The sequence below is a fragment of the Streptomyces sp. NPDC059785 genome, from assembly GCF_042732375.1.
Lineage (GTDB): Bacteria > Actinomycetota > Actinomycetes > Streptomycetales > Streptomycetaceae > Streptomyces.
Map to the genome: position 1 here is coordinate 104,606 of NZ_JBHWHV010000010.1, position 18,621 is coordinate 123,226.

At 71.0% G+C, this 18,621-nt stretch carries 21 protein-coding genes; 12 read left to right on the forward strand and 9 right to left on the reverse strand.

The genetic code is table 11. The features are described 5' to 3' along the window. Positions 1-28 precede the first annotated feature (28 nt). The gene (locus tag ACFV6E_RS10435; protein WP_385460471.1) at positions 29-361 is read left to right on the forward strand and encodes a hypothetical protein; all 333 of its coding nucleotides are present in this window, start codon (positions 29-31) and stop codon (positions 359-361) included. A 54-nt stretch (positions 362-415) separates the two neighbouring features. On the opposite strand, the gene ACFV6E_RS10440 is transcribed toward ACFV6E_RS10435, so the two are convergent. The 3 genes from ACFV6E_RS10440 to ACFV6E_RS10450 all read right to left on the reverse strand — a co-directional run bounded on the left by ACFV6E_RS10440 (position 416) and on the right by ACFV6E_RS10450 (position 2,608). Continuing rightward, positions 416-985, reverse strand: coding sequence for a flavoprotein (locus ACFV6E_RS10440; protein ID WP_385460474.1), 570 nt, complete (start codon positions 983-985; stop codon positions 416-418). Beyond that, entirely contained in the window at positions 982-2,283 is a 1,302-nt protein-coding gene (locus ACFV6E_RS10445; protein ID WP_385460555.1) for a helix-turn-helix domain-containing protein, read from the reverse strand. The genes ACFV6E_RS10440 and ACFV6E_RS10445 overlap by 4 nt, the downstream gene beginning before the upstream one ends. 151 nt (positions 2,284-2,434) lie before the next feature. Next, positions 2,435-2,608: a hypothetical protein gene (locus tag ACFV6E_RS10450; protein WP_385460570.1), complete on the reverse strand. Its 174-nt coding sequence runs from the start codon at positions 2,606-2,608 to the stop codon at positions 2,435-2,437. Here ACFV6E_RS10450 and ACFV6E_RS10455 point away from each other — a divergent pair. Further along, entirely contained in the window at positions 2,526-3,005 is a 480-nt protein-coding gene (locus tag ACFV6E_RS10455) for an ATP-binding protein (protein WP_385460558.1), read from the forward strand. The genes ACFV6E_RS10450 and ACFV6E_RS10455 overlap by 83 nt on opposite strands. On the opposite strand, the gene ACFV6E_RS10460 is transcribed toward ACFV6E_RS10455, so the two are convergent. From ACFV6E_RS10460 to ACFV6E_RS10470, 3 genes are all read right to left on the reverse strand, one after another. Beyond that, positions 2,903-3,217 carry a putative quinol monooxygenase gene (locus tag ACFV6E_RS10460; protein WP_385460477.1) on the reverse strand — a complete coding sequence of 105 codons (315 nt, stop codon included), beginning with the start codon at positions 3,215-3,217 and terminating at the stop codon, positions 2,903-2,905. The two genes, ACFV6E_RS10455 and ACFV6E_RS10460, sit on opposite strands and share 103 nt — an antisense overlap. Positions 3,218-3,622: 405 nt before the next feature. Beyond that, positions 3,623-4,072 (reverse strand): hypothetical protein, encoded by a 450-nt coding sequence (locus ACFV6E_RS10465; RefSeq protein ID WP_385161073.1) that lies wholly within the window; start codon positions 4,070-4,072, stop codon positions 3,623-3,625. Positions 4,073-4,300: 228 nt separating this feature from the next. Next, positions 4,301-4,960, reverse strand: coding sequence for a TetR/AcrR family transcriptional regulator (locus tag ACFV6E_RS10470; RefSeq protein ID WP_385161071.1), 660 nt, complete (start codon positions 4,958-4,960; stop codon positions 4,301-4,303). A gap of 186 nt (positions 4,961-5,146) precedes the next feature. Here ACFV6E_RS10470 and ACFV6E_RS10475 point away from each other — a divergent pair, with 186 nt between their 5' ends. After that, the gene (locus ACFV6E_RS10475) at positions 5,147-6,076 is read left to right on the forward strand and encodes an SDR family oxidoreductase (RefSeq protein ID WP_385460480.1); all 930 of its coding nucleotides are present in this window, start codon (positions 5,147-5,149) and stop codon (positions 6,074-6,076) included. 285 nt (positions 6,077-6,361) lie between these two features. Further along, a complete protein-coding gene (locus ACFV6E_RS10480; protein ID WP_385460483.1) occupies positions 6,362-6,778 on the forward strand; it encodes a hypothetical protein in 417 nt (138 codons plus the stop codon). Between the two features lie 88 nt (positions 6,779-6,866). On the opposite strand, the gene ACFV6E_RS10485 is transcribed toward ACFV6E_RS10480, so the two are convergent. Both ACFV6E_RS10485 and phoU read right to left on the reverse strand, forming a co-directional pair. Then, entirely contained in the window at positions 6,867-7,019 is a 153-nt protein-coding gene (locus ACFV6E_RS10485; protein WP_385161065.1) for a hypothetical protein, read from the reverse strand. Positions 7,020-7,220: 201 nt separating this feature from the next. Further along, positions 7,221-7,910, reverse strand: a complete 690-nt coding sequence (gene phoU / locus ACFV6E_RS10490) for a phosphate signaling complex protein PhoU (protein WP_385161063.1) — start codon at positions 7,908-7,910, stop codon at positions 7,221-7,223. Between the two features lie 242 nt (positions 7,911-8,152). Between phoU and ACFV6E_RS10495 the strand changes: the two genes are divergently transcribed. Then, on the forward strand, positions 8,153-9,427 hold the full coding sequence (locus ACFV6E_RS10495) for a sensor histidine kinase (protein WP_385161061.1): 1,275 nt from the start codon (positions 8,153-8,155) through the stop codon (positions 9,425-9,427). Next, on the forward strand, positions 9,424-10,104 hold the full coding sequence (locus ACFV6E_RS10500) for a response regulator transcription factor (RefSeq protein WP_009340348.1): 681 nt from the start codon (positions 9,424-9,426) through the stop codon (positions 10,102-10,104). The genes ACFV6E_RS10495 and ACFV6E_RS10500 overlap by 4 nt, the downstream gene beginning before the upstream one ends. Before the next feature lie 142 nt (positions 10,105-10,246). Here the strand turns inward: ACFV6E_RS10500 and ACFV6E_RS10505 are convergent, their stop codons facing one another. Beyond that, positions 10,247-10,951 carry a DUF461 domain-containing protein gene (locus ACFV6E_RS10505; RefSeq protein ID WP_385460486.1) on the reverse strand — a complete coding sequence of 235 codons (705 nt, stop codon included), beginning with the start codon at positions 10,949-10,951 and terminating at the stop codon, positions 10,247-10,249. A gap of 841 nt (positions 10,952-11,792) precedes the next feature. On the opposite strand from ACFV6E_RS10505, the gene ACFV6E_RS10510 reads away from it, so the two are divergent. From ACFV6E_RS10510 to ACFV6E_RS10535, 6 genes are all read left to right on the forward strand, one after another. Continuing rightward, positions 11,793-12,275 (forward strand): CarD family transcriptional regulator, encoded by a 483-nt coding sequence (locus ACFV6E_RS10510; protein ID WP_003953493.1) that lies wholly within the window; start codon positions 11,793-11,795, stop codon positions 12,273-12,275. A gap of 426 nt (positions 12,276-12,701) precedes the next feature. Further along, positions 12,702-13,451 carry a 2-C-methyl-D-erythritol 4-phosphate cytidylyltransferase gene (gene ispD, locus ACFV6E_RS10515; protein WP_385161056.1) on the forward strand — a complete coding sequence of 250 codons (750 nt, stop codon included), beginning with the start codon at positions 12,702-12,704 and terminating at the stop codon, positions 13,449-13,451. Further along, the gene (ispF, locus tag ACFV6E_RS10520) at positions 13,441-13,971 is read left to right on the forward strand and encodes a 2-C-methyl-D-erythritol 2,4-cyclodiphosphate synthase (RefSeq protein WP_385161054.1); all 531 of its coding nucleotides are present in this window, start codon (positions 13,441-13,443) and stop codon (positions 13,969-13,971) included. The genes ispD and ispF overlap by 11 nt, the downstream gene beginning before the upstream one ends. 159 nt (positions 13,972-14,130) lie before the next feature. After that, positions 14,131-15,531 (forward strand): cysteine--tRNA ligase, encoded by a 1,401-nt coding sequence (cysS, locus tag ACFV6E_RS10525; RefSeq protein ID WP_385161052.1) that lies wholly within the window; start codon positions 14,131-14,133, stop codon positions 15,529-15,531. A 133-nt stretch (positions 15,532-15,664) separates the two neighbouring features. Next, complete coding sequence (gene rlmB, locus ACFV6E_RS10530) at positions 15,665-16,609, forward strand: 23S rRNA (guanosine(2251)-2'-O)-methyltransferase RlmB (protein WP_385161050.1); 945 nt, start codon at positions 15,665-15,667, stop codon at positions 16,607-16,609. Between the two features lie 135 nt (positions 16,610-16,744). Then, entirely contained in the window at positions 16,745-18,526 is a 1,782-nt protein-coding gene (locus tag ACFV6E_RS10535; RefSeq protein ID WP_385460561.1) for a DoxX family membrane protein, read from the forward strand. Positions 18,527-18,621: the final 95 nt, after the last annotated feature.

Here is an 18,621-nt window from a genome sequence, read left to right on the forward strand (position 1 = left end):
TCTAATCGTGTGCGGCCATCATTTGTCCGTGGACGACGTGGACGACGTGGACGACGAGGGCGAATACGCCTGGCCTTCCGGCCCCGACATGCCGACGCCCGAGGCGATGCGGCGGAGTTGGGCGGCCACCGCCAGGGCTCTGCCCGTCGGAGCCCGGGTCGCCGGAGTGGTCGTCGGCCGCCAGCCCTTCGGGGTGTTCATCCTCATCGAGGACGTCCCGAACGCCGTGGGCCTGGCCGAGATAACAGCGATGCCGCACGGCATGAAGCTGCCCGCACTCGGGACCCGCGTCGAGGGCGAGGTCTTCTGGCACTCCCACCATCTCCAAGTGAGGATTCGGCTCGATGAGTGGAGAAGGTGACAGCTACGGTCTTGGTCAAGTGCCGCCTGATCAATGGCAGCCGTCACACCACAGTCACTGAGCCTGCTGTCGGCGAGCCGCCCGTGGTTCCAATAGCTCCAGCGCCTCTTCCCACTGGAAGAGATGCGCGCCCCCGCCGGCCTTGGGCCGATGAGGCTGGTACGAGCCGATCACGACACCCATCTCCCGTAGCCTCGCCAGGCTGTGCGCATAGGCAGGGTGCGCGGCCTGGGCGGTGTTCAGGTACGGCAGTACGGCAGTCGGGGTGCCCATGCCGTATGCCTCGCAGAGGATGCCGAGGGCGAGGGTGTCGGAGATGCCGGCGGCCCATTTGTTGATCGTGTTGAAGGTGGCCGGGGCTACGGCGATCGCGTCCGCAGGTGGCAGGGGCCGCACCTCGGCGGGCATGCGCCAAGCGGATCGAATCGGGTATCCGGTCTGCTCCTCGATCGCCTCGGCGTCGAGGAACCCCAGACCCTGCGGCGTCGCGATGACGCCCACGTCCCAGTGCCGCTCATGTGCGGCGGTGATCAGCTTGCCGACGTCGGCGGCGATGCCGCAGGCGCAGACGACGACGTAGAGGAACGGCCTGCTCCCACGGACCGCAGGCTCGTCCGGACTCACGCGGGGGCTCCGAGCCGACGGTGGAAGTGGTGCAGTTCCGGCAGCGTACGACCACGGTCGCGAGCGGCCATGTCGGCGACCAGTTCGCGTCCGGCCGGGCCTCGGACGTCTTGGGCGGCGCAGCCGTCGGCGATACGGAGGGCCTTGTAGGCGTCGGCGAGGCGGTTCTGCTGGCTGTAAGCGCGAGCGGCCTCGACCCACAGGGCGGCCCTACGCTCGGGGATCAGAATGGGGCGGCGCATCAGCGGGCGGGCGACTTGGAGGGCGAGGCCCGCGTCGCCGAGGGCCACCAGCGCGCTGACCTCGTGCACGGCGACGTTCACAGGGCAGAAGTTGGCCCAGACGTCCGGCTGGTCGAGGCACACGTATCGGGCCACGTCCTTGGCCTCGGTGAGGAACTCTTCGATGGCGGCACGATCGCCCCGGACACCGGCCGCGGTCACACCCCTCAGCAACAACAGCCCGATACCCGCCAGGTACTTGGGCGAGCGCCGGTCGTAAGACCCCGACAACTGGCCGCTGGTGTGCCGCACGAGAGTGACGGCATGCGCGGTGTGCTCCTCACGTGCCAGGACATGAACCTGTACACGCACGCTGGAGGCCAGTACCGCCGGATCGCCCGAGCGCTCCGCCTCCGACATGGCCCGACCGGCCGCCAGCCAGGCACTGCCCAGGTCGTTCCGCTTGATCAGCAGGCTGGCCGCGGTCTGGTATGCCGTGGCCAGCAGCCGGGAGAGCACGTCCGTGGCCGCGTGTGCGGCGACGGCGGCGGCCTGCCGCAGCTCGGTGATCAGCGCGGGAAGGGTACGTTCCAGCGCCGCGTAGTCACAGGTGTAGAGGAGCCTGCGCGCCGCGCCCACCCGCTCACGAAGTTCAGCCGCTCCCGCCGGCGCGGCATCACCCGTCGCGACGGAGCCGGGCAGAAGGGCCTGTACGAGTTCCTGATGAGGGGCTGGTGAGCCGGCTGAGGGGGTGAGTGCCGTGAGGCTCGCGGCGAGAAGGGTACGGCGGTGTATGTCCGATCCACCGGGACCCCCGACGGAAGCGTCAGCTGCATCCGGACCGGCACCGGTGCCGGTGCCGGAAAGTCCGAGTCTCGTCGGCTGAATGTCGAGTTCCCGGGCTATGGCACGCAGGACCCGGATGTCCTCCGTGCCGCGACCGCTCTCCAGCCGACTTACCTTCGACTGGTGGTATCCGAGGGCGGCGGCCACGTCGTTCTGCGAACGCTGCCGCAACACTCGTGCTTGGCGAATCACTTCGCCGATCCGCCGTGCCTCGCCCTGTCCGTCGGCCATCTGGCACGGCCCCCTTCCGCCGTCGCCGATCATGCCTGTCCAACGAGCGTAGAGCAGCCGTACGGCGGTGAAATGCGGCATCTGCATAAGCGATGCAGCGGCGACACCGAGAACCACCGACCACCGCGCGGCACTGCTTTCGTGGAAGCACCTACTTCGGAAGGCGTTCCATGGCAGCGAACCAGCTCACCTTCTCGGTCCCGGCCACGCCCGACGCGGTGACCACCACGCGGCACCGGGCGGTGGACGGTATACGGCGCTGGGGCAGCCGCCTGGACAACGAAGTGCTGCACACCGCCGAACTGGTCATCAGCGAGCTGGTCACCAACGCGCTCCTGCACACCGGTGCGAAGCAGATCTCCCTACGAGTACGGCTCACGGCGTCCGTCGTGCGTATCGAAGTACACGACTCCAGCCCGCTGCTTCCCCAGCGAAGCGCGGCGGCTTCTGCGTACAAGGACAGCGAAAGCGGGCGTGGCCTGCTCCTGGTCGCAGCTCTGGCTGATCGGCACGGCGTCGAACCGATGAACATCGGTAAGCGCTGCTGGGCAGAGCTCGCCACGGCTTCTGCCCTGTCCACCGGGGACAGCACTGCTGCCCATACCGAGGAGGCCGACAGTCAGCGCTCGACGCTAACCCCCACGCCGGACACGACGTCAAGACGGTCCACCTCTGTCGCGGACAGGTACTGCTCACGCTCGGAGAGGAACGCGCGTACGTAGTCCTTCGACTCGTGCTCGTTGAAGGCGTCCTCGTCCCGGTACAGCTCGTAGAAGACGCGCTCCAGGGGGCGACCGCCAACACGGTGCACCGCGTAGACCACCGTTCTGGGTTCGTGGGCGCGGATCTGCTCGCCAGTGCGCGACACCAGGTCATCGAACGCGGCCGCCGCTGTCTCGTCCTTGCAGGTGAAACGCACCATCAGGCCGAACATGCGAGGTCCTTCCCTCATCGGTATCGGGTCAGCACCAGATCGACATGACGCATGCTGGACCGCGGTTGGTTCCGTGCCGCCGCTCTTTCCAACGCCGAAGCCCCACCCGTGACGGACATGGTGGGGCCCAGCGCGTTGAGGTTGAGGGACTGGAACCGCGTCAGCCGAGGCCCAAGCCGCCGAAGCCCAGGCCGCCCAGGATCGGGCCGAGAAGTGACATGACGGGGCCCAGAAGCATCGAGAGCGCGTCCATATGAAACTTCGTGCAACGTAATGGTGCGCGCGTCCTGAAGACGATCGGGGCATCCCTCGGGCACGGCCGGGCGGGCGGCACCACTCGTACGAGCACACCGCAACTGCGCGTCAGTGTCTTGCAGTCGGCGTCAGCCGATCAGCGCTGCCGAGTCAGGGTTCTTGCCTCTCCAGGACGTACGTGCTGCGCGAGTCCGGGTCGCCGAAGAAGAAGTACAGCCTCAGCGCGTCCTCGTCGTCGCGCTCCAACTCGAAGGTCCACGTGTAGGTCCTGGGCGCCTCGGCGCGGATCGCCGATGGGGCGTCCAGTGACTGGGGCGGCTCGTCCGGCAGTGGCGTACGTGCCGTCACCGCGGTGCGTGAGGTGAGCGTGAGCCGCACGTGCTGGCCCTCGTTCCATCCGGTCCGGCGGTCGGTCAGCTCCCAGGTGCCCGTGCCCGACAGGCGCCAGCCGTCGTCGAAGTCCCACTCCTGCCCGTCCAGGAGGTCGACGTCCGCCTTGCCGTTGGGCTGCAAGACCACGTTCGTCCGGTCGTAGCCGACCCACGTTCCCGGCACCTCCGTCCGCTTCGCGTCATGCAGCGCCGGCACGTCGTCGTACATGTGCGGGTTGCAACCCGTGAGGGCGAGGGCGAGTGAGGCAGTGAGGGCGAGTGTCTGCACATATGCGGATCCCCGCGTCGCTCGGCGTGCGGTGAATACGGCCTGCCCCCTCCGTGGCCGACTTTCAGCAATCAGTGCCACTGGTGATTCCCACACAATCGCTCGGCGATCATGGCTCCCATGCTCTCAGCACTTTTGAACATGTTCAACTCTGCTGAGTGTGCGGCTTCACCCGCCGGACGTCGTCGTCCCCGCCGTGACCGTCCTCAACTCGCCCAGCAACTCCCGTACCAGTTCCGCCATCCCGCGGCCCCCGTCCGACTGCCCGCCGGACTCCTCGTCCGCCCCGTCCGGCCCGTCCGCCCCGTCCGACCCGTCGGAGCCGTCCGGCTCCCCCGCGCCGACCCACCGCACGAACGCCACCTTGAACACGGCGATGCCCGTCTCCGCGGCCAGGCTCGCCGCCGGTTCCGGGACGTCGCGGGCGCGCAGCGCCTCCGCGAGGTCCGCCGACAGCGTGGCCAACTTGATCAGCTCGCGCTCCTGGAGCTCCCGGTTCGCCGTGATGACCGCCTGCCGCTGCCGGGCGAACGCGTGGCGGTCGGCGAACATCCCGGCGGCCGCCTCCAGGCCCGCCGCCACCGCGTCGATCGGCGTCGCGGACTCCGGGGCCCCCGCGACGGCGTTCACGAACAGCTCCCGCAGCGTTCCCGAGCCGTCGAACAGCACCTCGCGCTTGTCGGCGTAGTGCCGGAAGAACGTCCGTTCCGTCAGTCCGGCCCGGCGCGCGATCTCCGCCACGGTCGTCTGCTCGTAACCGCGCTCGCTGTAGAGCTCCAACGCCGCTTTCGCCAGACGTCCGCGCGCGTTCGGCTCCCATCTGCCCATGCCCGGATCCTACGCGACGGCCGAGACGCGACGGCAGTGACTGACATGCGGCTACGACAGTGACTGACATCAGGTGTTACTGTCGATGGCAGCGGCTGACATCACTCACCTCGCGAAGTGGCAGCTTCGTGTGTCCGCCGACATCCACCGCCATCAACCACCCACCACCAACCTCCCGGAGTTCCCATGCGTCTCTTCGTCACCGGTGCGTCCGGCTGGCTCGGTTCCGCGACCGTTTCCGAGCTTCTCGGCGCGGGTCACCACGTCGTCGGGCTCGCCCGTTCCGATGCCTCCGCCGCCGCGCTCACCGCGGCCGGCGCGGAGGCCGTCCGCGGCAGCGTCGACGACCTGGACGTCCTGCGGGACGCCGCCGCCGCGTCCGACGGGGTGATCCACCTGGCCTTCAAGCACGACATCGCCTTCTCCGGCGACTTCCAGGGCGCCGCGGAGGCCGACCGCCGCGCCGTCGACACCTTCGGCGACGCGCTCGCCGGTACCGACCGGCCCCTCGTCATCGCGTCCGGCGTACTCGGTGTCAGGCCCGGACAGGTGGTGACCGAGCGGGACGTGCCCGCGCTCGACGGCTCGGCGACCTCCGTCCGGCAGGCCACGGCGCAGGCGGCGCTCGCCCTCGCCTCGCGCGGCGTGCGCTCCTGCGTCGTACGGCTCTCGCCGACCTGCCATGGCGACGGGGACAACGGGTTCATGGCGGCGCTGGTCGCCACCGCCCGCGCCAAGGGCGTCTCCGGTTACCTCGGTGACGGCGCCACCCGCTGGCCCGCCGTGCACCGTCTCGACGCCGGGCGGTTGTTCCGGCTCGCGGTGGAAAAGGCACCTGCCGGCTCCGTGCTGCACGGCGTCGCGGAGGAGGGCGTCGCGCTCCGCGACGTCGCCGAGGTGATCGGCCGGCAGCTCGACGTGCCGGTGACCTCCGTGGCCCCTGAGGACGCGGCCGGGCACTTCACCTGGCTGACCCCCATGCTCGGCCTGGACAGCCCTGCGTCGAACGCCCTGACCCGCGAACTGCTCGACTGGCAGCCGACCCAGCCCGGCCTCCTCGAGGACCTCGGCAAGGGGCACTACTTCGACGTGCCCGCGACGCCCGCCACCTCCTGACGCCGAGCCCCGGCACCGTCCCGTGCGCATCCCTGTCGTACGCCGGCCGCACACGCGTTCCCTGCGTGTCGCTCCACCATCGAGTGAACGAGCGTGATGAGTCAGCGCCCGCGGGGGACCGTACGGGCGGGCAGTAGTTCACGGGGCGACCGGAGCCGGATCCGCGCGACGGCGGCGACAGGGACGCTGAGGCGTTGCGCTGGATGGTCGTGGGGCGGGTTTGGATGAAGAGCCCGTGGTCGATTGCTGTTGACGACCCTTCAACCCCCGAAAAAGGGAGTCTTCATGCGTATGCGCACCATGGTCGCCGCGGCCGTGCTGTCGGCCGGATTCGTGCTGGGCGGTTCTGCCTCGGCCCTGGCCCACGGAGGCGACGGACCGGGCGACGACGACCGCGGCGCGTGCGGCATCTTCGCAGGCGCGGGCCACGGTCACGCCAACTACGGCGAGGGCTGCATGTGGGCCAAGAGCCACCGCGAGGGCTACGACGACGGCCGCTGGGACGGCGACGACGGCCGGCACAACGGCGACGACGGCCGCTGGGAGGGCAACGACGGCCGGCACGAGGGTGACGACGGCCGGCACGAGGGTGACGACGGCCGCTGGGACGGCAACGACGGCCGGCACGAGGGTGACAACGGCCGCCACGAGGGCGACGGCCACGACGACGAGGGCGGGCCGGGCTTCGACGGCCGCCACTGAGCGTTCCGCCGTCCGGGACGGATGAAGGGGCCTCGCTGGAAAGCGAGGCCCCTTCATCACTACTACGTGCTGTGTGTGCTGTATGTGCTCAGCCGCACTGGCAAGGGCTGCCCGACTGGCAGCCGCAGCCGCAGCCGGCGCCGCAGCCGCACGCGCCGACGAGCGGGAGACTCTTGATCTCGGCGGGCTGCTGGGTGTCGCGGTCCTGCGTGGGGTCGGGCGTGCTGGGGGATTCGGCCATGGTTCCCTCCTTCAGGCACCGAGGTGTGCGAGGCCCACTGCACCGCACAGCTCCTGTGGCCATTGCATGCCCGTTCCGGCGGGCGCATCAACGGCGCACAGAGGCTTTCCGGCCCGCCGCGGAGCCGTAGGGGCCCGGCGCGGGAGCCACGCCAGGCTCTGCGGTCCACCCGTGCCACAGCCGTGCGAGCCCGCCCGGCCGTCAGGCCCCCTCCACCTCCGTGACCGGCTGGATGTCCGGCTGGATCTCGTCCGCGTGCTCGCCGGTCACCAGGTACACCACCCGCTTGGCGACCGAGACCGCGTGGTCGGCGAAGCGCTCGTAGTAGCGGCCGAGCAGGGTGACGTCCACCGCCGTCTCGATGCCGTGCTTCCACTTGTCGTCCAGCAGGTGCTGGAACAGGGTGCGGTGCAACAGGTCCATCTCGTCGTCGTCCTGCTCCAGCTGGAGGGCGAGGTCGACGTCCTTGGTGATGATGACCTCGGCGGCCTTGGCCATCAGGCGCTGGGCGAGCTGGCCCATCTCCAGGATGGTGGCGTGCAGGTCGTGCGGGATGGCCCGCTCGGGGAAGCGCAGCCGGGCCAGCTTGGCGACGTGCTGCGCCAGGTCGCCGGAGCGCTCCAGGTCGGCGGACATGCGCAGCGACGTCACCACGATCCGCAGATCGGTGGCCACCGGCTGCTGGCGGGCCAGCAGGGTTATCGCCCGCGCCTCCAGCTCGTGCTGAAGGTCGTCGACCTTCTCGTCCGCCGCGATCACGGACTCGGCCAGCTTCAGGTCGGAGTCGAGGATGGCCGTCGTGGCGCGTCCGATCGCCGACCCGACGAGCCGCGCCATGTCGACGAGGCTGTCGCCGATCGAGTCAAGTTCCTCGTGGTACGCGTCCCGCATCAGGGTGTCCCTCTCTTACGTACGTCTGGTCGGGGGTCCGGGGGCCGGGTCCTGGCTGCCGGACAGGCAGGTTCTGAGACAGGTCCTGGAACCCCACGCTCCCACGTTCTGGCCTGTACGCGTCCGTTTCCGCCCGCTCAAATGAACCATTACTGGCTCCCAGGTGAACTCTGGGCGACGAGTGACGGTGCTCTCCCCGCGATGGCTGTGGCCAGGCGTTACGACGTGCCTAACCTTGACGCATGGACGTGAACGCGGCGGTCGCCGCAGCGGCAGCGATCGCCGGAGTACTCACCGGCGTCATCGCCATGCTGGCGTTCCGCTGGAGCGAGCGCGACCAGAAACGGCCGACCAGGACTTCCCTGCACACGGACCCGGTGCTTCCGCCGGGCGTCGACACGGTGCTCTCCGTGCTCCGGTCCTCCGCCGTCGTGCTCGACGAGGCGGACGCCGTCGTCAAGGCCAGCTCCGCGGCGTACGCGCTCGGCCTGGTCAGGGGCGGGAAGCTGGCCGTGGAGCCGATGCTCCAGATGGCCCGGGACACCCGCCGCGACGGCGAGATACGCCAGGTCGAGCTGGACCTGCCGCGCCGCGGCACGGGCCGCGGGGAGGGTCTCGCCGTATCGGCGCGGGTCGCGCCCCTGGGCTCGCGCCTGGTGCTGCTCCTGGTCGAGGACCTCACGGAGGCCCGCCGGATCGAAGCCGTACGGCGCGACTTCGTGGCGAATGTCAGCCACGAGCTCAAGACGCCCGTCGGCGCCCTGTCCCTGCTCTCCGAGGCGGTCATGGACGCCTCGGACGACCCGGAGGCCGTGGAGCGCTTCGCCGGGCGGATGCAGATAGAGGCCACCCGCCTGACCAACCTGGTGCAGGAGCTCATCGACCTCTCCCGGGTGCAGAACGACGACCCGCTGGAGGACGCCGAGCCGGTGCGCGTCGACGAACTCGTCGCCGAGGCGATCGACCGCTGCCGCCACCAGGCCGGCACCAAGCAGATCACCATGGCGGCGGGCGGCACCGCCGAACTGCACCTGTGGGGCAACCGCGGCCAGCTCGCCGCCGCCCTGGGCAACCTGGTGGAGAACGCCGTCAACTACTCGCCCGCCCGCACCCGGGTCGGCATAGCCGCGCGCCGGGTCGCCGCGCCCGGCGGAGACCTCATCGAGATCGCCGTGACCGACCAGGGCATCGGCATCTCGGACAAGGACAAGGAGCGCGTCTTCGAGCGCTTCTACCGCGTGGACCCGGCCCGTTCCCGTGCCACCGGAGGCACTGGCCTTGGCCTCGCGATCGTCAAGCACGTGGCCGCCTCGCACGGCGGGGAGGTCACGGTGTGGAGCTCGGAGGGACAGGGCTCCACCTTCACCCTGCGGCTGCCGGAGGCGGGTGCGGCCCGCGACCGCGTGAGCCATCACATGCCTGGACTCGACGAAGAAGACGAGGCCGCGCAGCCCGACGGGACGACCACCGTCACATCCCCGTACGAACCGCTTCCTGCCCCGGAGGTCCTTCCGTGACCCGAGTGCTCGTCGTCGAGGACGAGGAGTCCTTCTCCGACGCCCTGTCGTACATGCTCCGCAAGGAGGGCTTCGAGGTCGCCATCGCGACCACAGGGCCCGACGGTCTCGACGAGTTCGAGCGCAACGGAGCCGACCTCGTCCTTCTCGACCTGATGCTGCCCGGCCTGCCGGGCACCGAGGTCTGCCGCCAGCTCCGCGGCCGGTCCAACGTCCCGGTGATCATGGTCACCGCCAAGGACAGCGAGATCGACAAGGTCGTCGGCCTGGAGATAGGGGCCGACGACTACGTGACCAAGCCCTTCTCCTCGCGCGAGCTGGTCGCCCGGATCCGGGCCGTCCTGCGCCGCCGCGGGGAGCCCGAGGAGGTCACCCCGGCCGCCCTGGAGGCGGGTCCGGTCCGCATGGACGTGGACCGGCACGTCGTGACCGTCTCCGGCTCCAAGGTCGACCTCCCGCTCAAGGAGTTCGACCTGCTGGAGATGCTGCTGCGCAACGCCGGCCGGGTGCTGACCCGGATGCAGCTCATCGACCGGGTCTGGGGCGCCGACTACGTCGGTGACACAAAGACCCTCGACGTCCACGTCAAGCGCCTGCGCGCCAAGATCGAGCCCGACCCGGGCGCGCCGCGCTACCTGGTGACGGTCCGCGGCCTCGGCTACAAGTTCGAGCCGTAGACCGGCCGCGGCCTCCGTCGGCCGCTCCGGGCCGCTCTGGTACGACGAAGGGCGGGACCCCGTGCGGGGTCCCGCCCTTCAGCCGTGTTCAGGCCTTGAGCGACCGCGTGTTCAGGCCCTCAGCGACCGCGTGTTCAGGCCCTCAGTGCCCGGAAGCGTTGTCCGAGGCCGAGGCCGAGCCCGCGGTGTCCGACGGCGTGTCCGAAGACTCGTCGGCGTCTTCGCCGGACGCCTCGCCCGACGCCTCGCCCGACGGCGAGGAACCGGCCGACGGCTTGCCGCTCGCGGATCCGGTGCCCTCCGACTCGGAGGGCGAGGCGGAGGCGCCCGGGGCCTCGGGGATGTCGCTCGGACCCCAGTCGGTGAACTGGTGCTCGGCCGGCACCACGAACGCCCGCAGGGACACGGCGCCGGTCTTGCTGAAGTCGAAGGTGACCTTCTGCGCGTTGCCGTCCTTGACGACGTCGCCGCTGGACAGGACCGCGGAGGCGTTGTCCTTGCCGCCGACGGTGACGTAGCCGCCGGCCGGGATGCTCACCTTGCCGGAGCCCTTGGCGGGCTTGATCTCGGCGGTCTGGCCCTCGACGGTGATCGAGTCCAGGGTCTGCGCCTTGGTCCCGTTGTTGAAGAGCGTCGCGGCGACGGCGGCCGGACCGCCCGTCTCGGCGTTGGGCTGGGTGATGACCAGGGCGTTCTGCACCTTGATGTCGCCGACCGTGGTAGCCGCGTTGTCCGGCTTGATCTCCAGGGTCTGGGCGTTGCTTCCGGCGCCGCACGCGGCGAGCGAGGCGATCGAGAACGCGATGGCGGCGGCGGCGAGAGCGCCGCGTCGAAGGCTGCTGCTCACGGCGGCGGCAACTCCTTGAACGTGGGCGATACGGGGGGCGAGCGGCCGTACGGCTGTAAAGCCGCCCTAAGTGTCTGTCAGCGGGCTTAGGTTACCGAGCCGTTCCCGCGACGCCGCACCCGACCCTCCCGAGCCCGCGACTTCGCTCCACCGGCGGCACGCACGACGGCCCGCGACGCACGGCCGACGGCACTCGCGACGGCCCGTACGAGGCACGGAGGCATCCACCACGGGTCCGTACGATGCACGGAGGCGTCCCACCACGGGTCCGTACGACGCACGGCGGCGTCCGCCCCCAGCCCGCGCGGCATCCACCCCGGGCCCGCACGACGCACCGGCAGGGCTCCCGTGCGCCGCCCGCGCGCCCTGTTCCGGCGTCGCTTCCCGCAGCAGACTCCGAGGTACTCCGACGCGGCACCGGTCCGGCATTCGGATAAGAACGGCGGCCGTCCGCCCGGAGGATTTTCCGGTAAGGATCAGTAAGGGTCCGGAGGGAATGCGGAGCCGTCCGGGGAATTGATCACCGGCCGCCGTGATCAATTCCGGATTCGTCTCGTACCCGACTCCGGCCTCCGAACGGAGTAGCGGAAGTCGCTCTCTTGGACCCGGACAAAATAGGACGTTCGGATGCTGCTCGGAGGGTTCCGGCGGGTGTAGCGTGCGCGTTTCACTTGCCCTGAACAGCCGCTCCCACCTGCGAATACCGTCTTCCGCTCGGCGGCCGAAGCACGTTCCTGTTGTTGTTGTCAAGCCCCGAGATATGCCCTGACCTGCGAAAACGCCATTCAGAAGACGCCGTATCCGTGTTACCCTGGATAGCCACGGAAGGGGTACCTGTCACATGACGTTCAAGGTTGGCGACACCGTGGTCTATCCCCATCACGGGGCCGCGCTGATCGAGGCCATCGAAACTCGCCAGATCAAAGGCGTGGACAAGACCTACTTGGTGCTGAAGGTCGCTCAGGGCGACCTGACGGTGCGTGTGCCAGCGGACAATGCGGAGTTCGTCGGCGTGCGTGATGTGGTCGGTCAGGACGGGCTGGACCGGGTCTTCGAGGTGCTGCGCGCGCCGTACGCCGAGGAGCCCACGAACTGGTCGCGTCGCTACAAGGCAAACCTGGAGAAGCTCGCCTCCGGCGACGTCATCAAGGTCGCGGAAGTCGTGCGCGACCTGTGGCGCCGGGAGCGCGAGCGTGGACTCTCCGCAGGTGAGAAGCGAATGCTCGCCAAGGCCCGGCAGATCCTGGTGAGCGAGCTGGCCCTCGCGGAGAACACGAACGAGGACAAGGCCGAGGCCCTGCTCGACGAGGTCCTCGCGTCCTGACGCGGGAAGCTCAGGCAGCCCGCCGGCGCTAGGCGCAACGAAATGCCGCGGTGCCCGATGACGCAATTGCTGTCGCCGGGCGCTGCGGCATGTCCGTGTCCGGAAAGCCGGACCGGGTGCCTCGCATGTTCCGCATGTTGTGCCGTACGTCACGCGAGTCCTGCATGTCCTGCCAGTACTGCGATGAGTGCCGGGCCCGGGCAGCAGACTCGACCGGATGTCACGGAAGGGTCCGGTCAAGGCGTCGCGCCCGGCACTTCCCCCCGAACGCCAGGAGCGAGGGGCACCCCCAGGCCATACCCACCTCGCCCCCGACGCCAAACCGGCGCCTCCCGGTCGGCTCCGCGGGCCCGCCCGCCGGGCCGGACGGCCGCCCCGGTGTGGTGACATGGCCTCCGCCGTCCCACCTGACCCTGACAGGAACCGATGACTGACGAATCGCGCCCCTCGCCCGCGGAGCCGCGTACCGCCGCCGTGATTCCGGCCGCCGGACGCGGTGTGCGCCTCGGCCCGGGCGCCCCGAAGGCGCTCCGCACGCTCAACGGCACGCCGATGCTGATCCACGCCGTGCGCGCGATGGCCGCGTCCCGCGCCGTCTCCCTCGTGGTCGTCGTGGCGCCGCCCGACGGCGCGCCCGAGGTCAAGACGCTGCTCGACGCGCACGCGCTGCCCGACCGGACGGACTTCCTGGTCGTTCCCGGCGGCGAGAGCCGCCAGGAGTCGGTCAGGTACGGACTCGACGCGCTGCCGCCCGGCATCGACACCGTGCTGGTGCACGACGCCGCCCGGCCGCTGGTGCCGGTCGACACCGTCGACGCGGTCATCGAGGCGGTACGGGACGGCGCGCCCGCCGTGGTGCCTGCGCTCCCCCTCTCCGACACCGTCAAGCAGGTCGACCCGCGCACCGACGGGACGCCCGAGCCGGTCGTCGCCACCCCCGAGCGGGCCCGGCTGCGCGCCGTCCAGACCCCGCAGGGCTTCGACCGCGCGACCCTGGTGCGCGCCCACGAGACGGTCACCGGCGACGTCACCGACGACGCCGGCCTGGTCGAGCAGCTCGGGCTCCAGGTCGTGGTGGTGCCGGGCCACGAGGAGGCGTTCAAGGTGACGCGCCCGCTGGACCTCGTGCTCGCCGAGGCGGTTCTCGCGCGCAGGAGGCTGAACGATGGCTTCTGAGCAGCCCGCGGTGACGGCTTCCGGGCAGCCGGCCGTGATGCCGGTGCTGCCGCTGGTCGGCATCGGGACCGACATCCACGCCTTCGAGGAGGGCCGCGAGCTGTGGTGCGCGGGGCTGCTCTGGGAGGGCGAGGGGCCCGGTCTCGCCGGGCACTCCGACGCGGACGTCGTGGCGCACGCCGCGTGCAACGCGCTGTTCTCCGCGGCGGGCCTCGGCGATCTCGGCGCGCACTTCGGCACCGGGCGCCCCGAGTGGTCGGGCGCCCCGGGCGCCGTCCTGCTGACGGAGGCCGCCCGGATCGTCCGCGAGGCCGGTTTCACCATCGGCAACGTGGCGGTCCAGGTGATCGGTCCCCGGCCGAAGATCGGCAAGCGCCGGGACGAGGCGCAGAAGATCCTCTCCGAGGCGGCCGGGGCGCCCGTCTCGGTCTCCGGGGCCACCACCGACGGACTGGGTTTCCCCGGCCGCGACGAGGGCCTGATGGCGGTCGCGACGGCGCTGGTGGCCAGGACCGGCTGAGAGGTCCGGGCCCGCGGCGGGCGTTCTGTCCGGATCCGGCCGGTCCGCCCGCCGCCGGACGTCCGCCGGGACCGTCCGCGGGCGCCGTATGTCACGAATACGCGCTCCTTGCGGGAGAAGGGGCGCGGGGCACTGGCCAGGGCCCACTACCCTGGAGTGGTGACTATTCGCCTGTACGACACCAGCGCCCGGCAGATCCGTGACTTCACCCCGCTCGTGCCGGGTTGCGTCTCGATCTACCTGTGTGGCGCCACCGTGCAGGCCGCACCCCACATCGGGCACATCAGGTCGGGCCTGAACTTCGACATCATGCGCCGGTGGTTCGCCTACCGCGGCTACGACGTGACGTTCGTCCGGAACGTGACGGACATCGACGACAAGATCATCGCCAAGTCGGCCGAGCAGGGCCGCCCTTGGTGGGCGATCGGGTACGCGAACGAGCGCGCCTTCAACGACGGCTACGACGTGCTCGGCTGCCTGCCGCCCACGTACGAGCCGCGGGCCACCGGGCACATCACCGAGATGGTCGAGATGATGCGCGGGCTCATCGAGCGCGGCCACGCCTACGAGGCCGAGGGCAACGTCTACTTCGACGTGCGCTCCTTCCCGGGCTATCTGGAGCTGTCCAACCAGGAGCTGGACAACCTGCTCCAGCCGTCCGGCGAGGGCGAGACGGGCAAGCGGGACCCGCGCGACTTCGCGATGTGGAAGGCCGCCAAGCCCGGCGAGCCGAGCTGGGAGACGCCGTGGGGCCGGGGGCGTCCGGGCTGGCACCTGGAGTGCTCGGCGATGGCGCACAAATACCTGGGGACCGCCTTCGACATCCACGGCGGCGGCATCGACCTGATCTTCCCGCACCACGACAACGAGATCGCCCAGGCCAAGGCCTTCGGCGACGACTTCGCCCGGTACTGGGTGCACAACGCCTGGGTCACCATGAAGGGCGAGAAGATGTCGAAGTCGCTGAAGAACTCGGTGCTCGTCAGCGAGATGGTCAAGCACTGGCGCCCGATCGTGCTCCGGTACTACCTCGGCAGCCCGCACTACCGCTCGATGATCGAGTACAGCGTGGAGGCCCTGCGCGACGCCGAGTCGGCGTTCGCGCGCATCGAGGGGTTCGTGCAGCGGGTGGTGGAGAAGGCGGGGGGCGCTGTCGAGCCCGCCGCCGAGGTGCCGCCCGCGTTCGCCGAGGCGATGGACGACGACATGGGCGTGCCGCAGGCGCTCGCCGTCGTGCACACCACCGTCCGGCAGGGCAACTCCGCGCTCGCCGCCGACGACAAGGAGGCGGCCGTCGCCCGGCTCGCCGAGGTACGCGCCATGCTCGGCGTCCTCGGCCTCGACCCGCTCGACGCGCACTGGGCGGGCGAGGAGAGCCGCGGCGAGGACCTGCACGGTGTCGTCGACACCCTCGTCAGCCTGGTGCTCCAGCAGCGCGAGGCCGCCCGTTCCCGCAAGGACTGGGCGACCGCCGACGCCATCCGCGACCAGCTCAACCAGTCGGGCCTCGTCATCGAGGACAGCCCGCAGGGACCGCGCTGGACGCTCGGACCGCGCTAGCGATCCATCCGGTCCATCCGCGGATGTGCCGCCCGGGCCTCCGGGCGGCACACTCGTAAACACGCACTCGTGAACACAGACGTACGCTTGGGGCTCTTCCTTGAGCCTTTCGACGAGCAGAGACAGGTAGGTCATGGCCGCTAACAACCGCCGCATGTCCGGCAAGAAGGGCGCGCAGGTCGGCAGTGGCGGCCAGCGACGCCGGGGCCTGGAGGGCAAGGGCCCCACCCCGCCCGCCGAGATGCGCAAGGGCCACAAGAAGAACCGCATCGCCACCGCCAAGGCCAAGCAGACGGCCACGCGCAGGCCCGCGCCCCGCGGACGCGGCGGCAAGGGCACGTCCGAGATGGTCGTCGGGCGCAACCCCGTGGTCGAGGCGCTGCGCGAGGGCGTGCCCGCGACGACGCTGTACGTGCAGCAGTTCATCGACAACGACGAGCGGGTGCGCGAGGCGCTTCAGCTCGCTGGGGAGCGCGGCGGCATCCACCTCATGGAGGCCCCCCGCCCCGAGCTCGACCGGATGACCAACGGGCTCAACCACCAGGGCCTGGTCCTCCAGGTCCCGCCGTACGAGTACGCGCACCCCGAGGACCTCGCCGCCGCCGCGTACGACGAGGGCCAGGACCCGCTGATCGTCGCCCTCGACGGGGTGACCGACCCGCGCAACCTTGGTGCCGTCGTCCGGTCCGTCTCCGCCTTCGGCGGCCACGGCGTCGTCGTGCCCGAGCGGCGCGCGGCCGGGATGACCGCCGGTGCCTGGAAGACCTCGGCCGGCACCGCGGCGCGTACGCCCGTCGCGCGCGCCACGAATCTGACGCGCGCCCTGGAGGCGTACAAGAAGGCCGGGATCGCCGTGGTCGGGCTCGCCGCGGACGGCGAGCACGAGATCGGCGAGCTGGAGGCCCTGGAGGGCCCGGTCGTCATCGTCGTCGGCAGCGAGGGCAAGGGCCTGTCCCGGCTCGTCGGCGAGACCTGCGACTTCCGGGTGCGCATCCCGATGCCCGGCGGCGCGGAGTCGCTGAACGCCGGTGTCGCGGCGGGCGTCGTCCTCTACGAGGCGGCCCGCAGGCGCGCCTGAGAATTCGCAGTTTTGGGGGCGGCGAAAGCCGTCCCGACGGGACGAGCCGGATGATCGGGTTGATGTTGACGCGGTCCGGACAGATCGGCGCGGTCAAAGCAGTGTCCTAAACACACGTCACTCGGTTAGATGAGTGTGGACACCAGAACACCCCGCACACCCACGGGGGACCGCTCGTCGGGCTTCGACGACGCTCCCGCGCTGAGCATGGTGAAGGTGCCGAGCGATCCGGCGCAGATCATCGTCAATCACGCGAGCTTCCGCGTGCAGCTCGGAGCCTCGCCCCGGGCCCAGTCGCCGCGCGTCGCCCCGTACTTGAGCCCTGCGGACGGCACCGCGCGCAGGCCCGTCGTCGGCACGGCGGGCCGGGCGGACACCGGCGCGGCGCCCGCGGGCGGGCGCCGCCGGGCACCCGTCGTCTGGAGCGGGCGGTCCGCGCCCGACGACACGGGCGCCAGCCGGCTGCTCCAGGCCGTGCGGAACACGAGCGTGGGCCACGGCGACGCCGGCTCCACCCAGGTCATCCCGCGCGTCGAGAGCGGCGAACCGGGTGGCTACGCGGCCGACTTGACCGCCGAGACCATCGAGCAGCCGGTCGTCGGCAGCCAGCGCACCGCCGGCTCGGGCGAGACCCGACTGCTGCCGCACATGCGCACGGTGGGCTCCGCGTACGAGGAACCGGGCTACGCCGGCACGCACTTCACGGACGGCGGCCTCGGCGACGGCACGTTCGACGGCACCGGCTACGGCGGCACCGGGTACGACGAGCCGGGTTACGACGAGCCGGGCTACGACGAGCCGGGCTACGACGAGGCCGGGTACGACGACATCGGTCACGACCGGACCGGTTACGACGGCGACGAGGGCGCGGCGCCCGCCAAGCGGCACGGCGCCGACCCGGTCCGGCACGCGTACTATCCGGGCCGCCGGATGAACCTCGGGGTGGTCCTCCTCCCCATGCGCGTCTTCCTCGGCTTCATCTCCGTCTACGCCGGCATGGGCAAGCTCTGCGACCCCGTCTACTTCGACGGCGGCGAGCGCGGCTCCATGGTCAAGTGGCTCAACACCCTGCACCCCTGGGAAGTCGCCGAGCCGCTGCGGCAGTTCGCGCTCCAGCACCCCGTCGGCGCCGGGCTCGTCATCGCCTTCCTCCAGGTCATCGTGGGCGTGCTCACGGTGCTCGGGCTCTGGCAGCGGGTCGCGGCGGTCGTCGGTGCCGGTCTGTCGGCCGCGCTCCTGGTCACCGTGAGCTGGAAGTCGGTGCCGGTGTACGACGCGCCCGACATCATCTACCTGGCCGCCTGGTCCCCGCTGATCATCGCGGGCGCCCCCGTCTACTCCGTCGACGGACGCCTCGCGGGCGAGGCCTGGCGCAGGCTCGGACCGCGCGCCGACATCTGGCGGCTGCGCCGCCGGGTGCTGCGCCGGGGCGCGCTCGTCACGACCGTCGCCGTCGGGCTCACCCTGCTGATCGGCTCCGTCCTGGGCGGCGCCGTCCGCGACGCGGACCGGGTCGTCGTACCGGGCCCGGGTGAGGCGCCGCGCAACGAGCTGCCGGGTTCGCCGCTGCCCGAGGAGCCCGGCAAGGGCGAGCACCGCGCCGACCCGTCCGAGTCCCAGGCGCCCACCCGGGGCAGCTCCTCGTCCCCGTCGGACGCGGCCACGACACCGGGCGCGGCCCGCGAGTCGGGCAGTACGCAGGGCAGCGCGCCCAGCCAGACGCAGGGCACGGGCCAGGTGCCGCCCCAGCAGTCGGCACCGGTCGAGCAGCAGGCGCCGAGCACCAGCTCGGGCCCGTCCTCGGGCGGCACCGCCTCCGGCGGCAGCGGCTCGGACGGTTCGTCCGGCGGCAGCGGTTCCGGCGGCTCGGGCGGCTCAGGCGGCTCCGACCGGTTGGTGGGCGGCCTGCTGGGCTGACAACTCCCGGCGCCCGTACGGGAGGACCGTACGGGCGAGACGGCGAAGGACCGTACGGCACAGGACCGTACGGGCGGGACGGCTGAGGGCCTCAC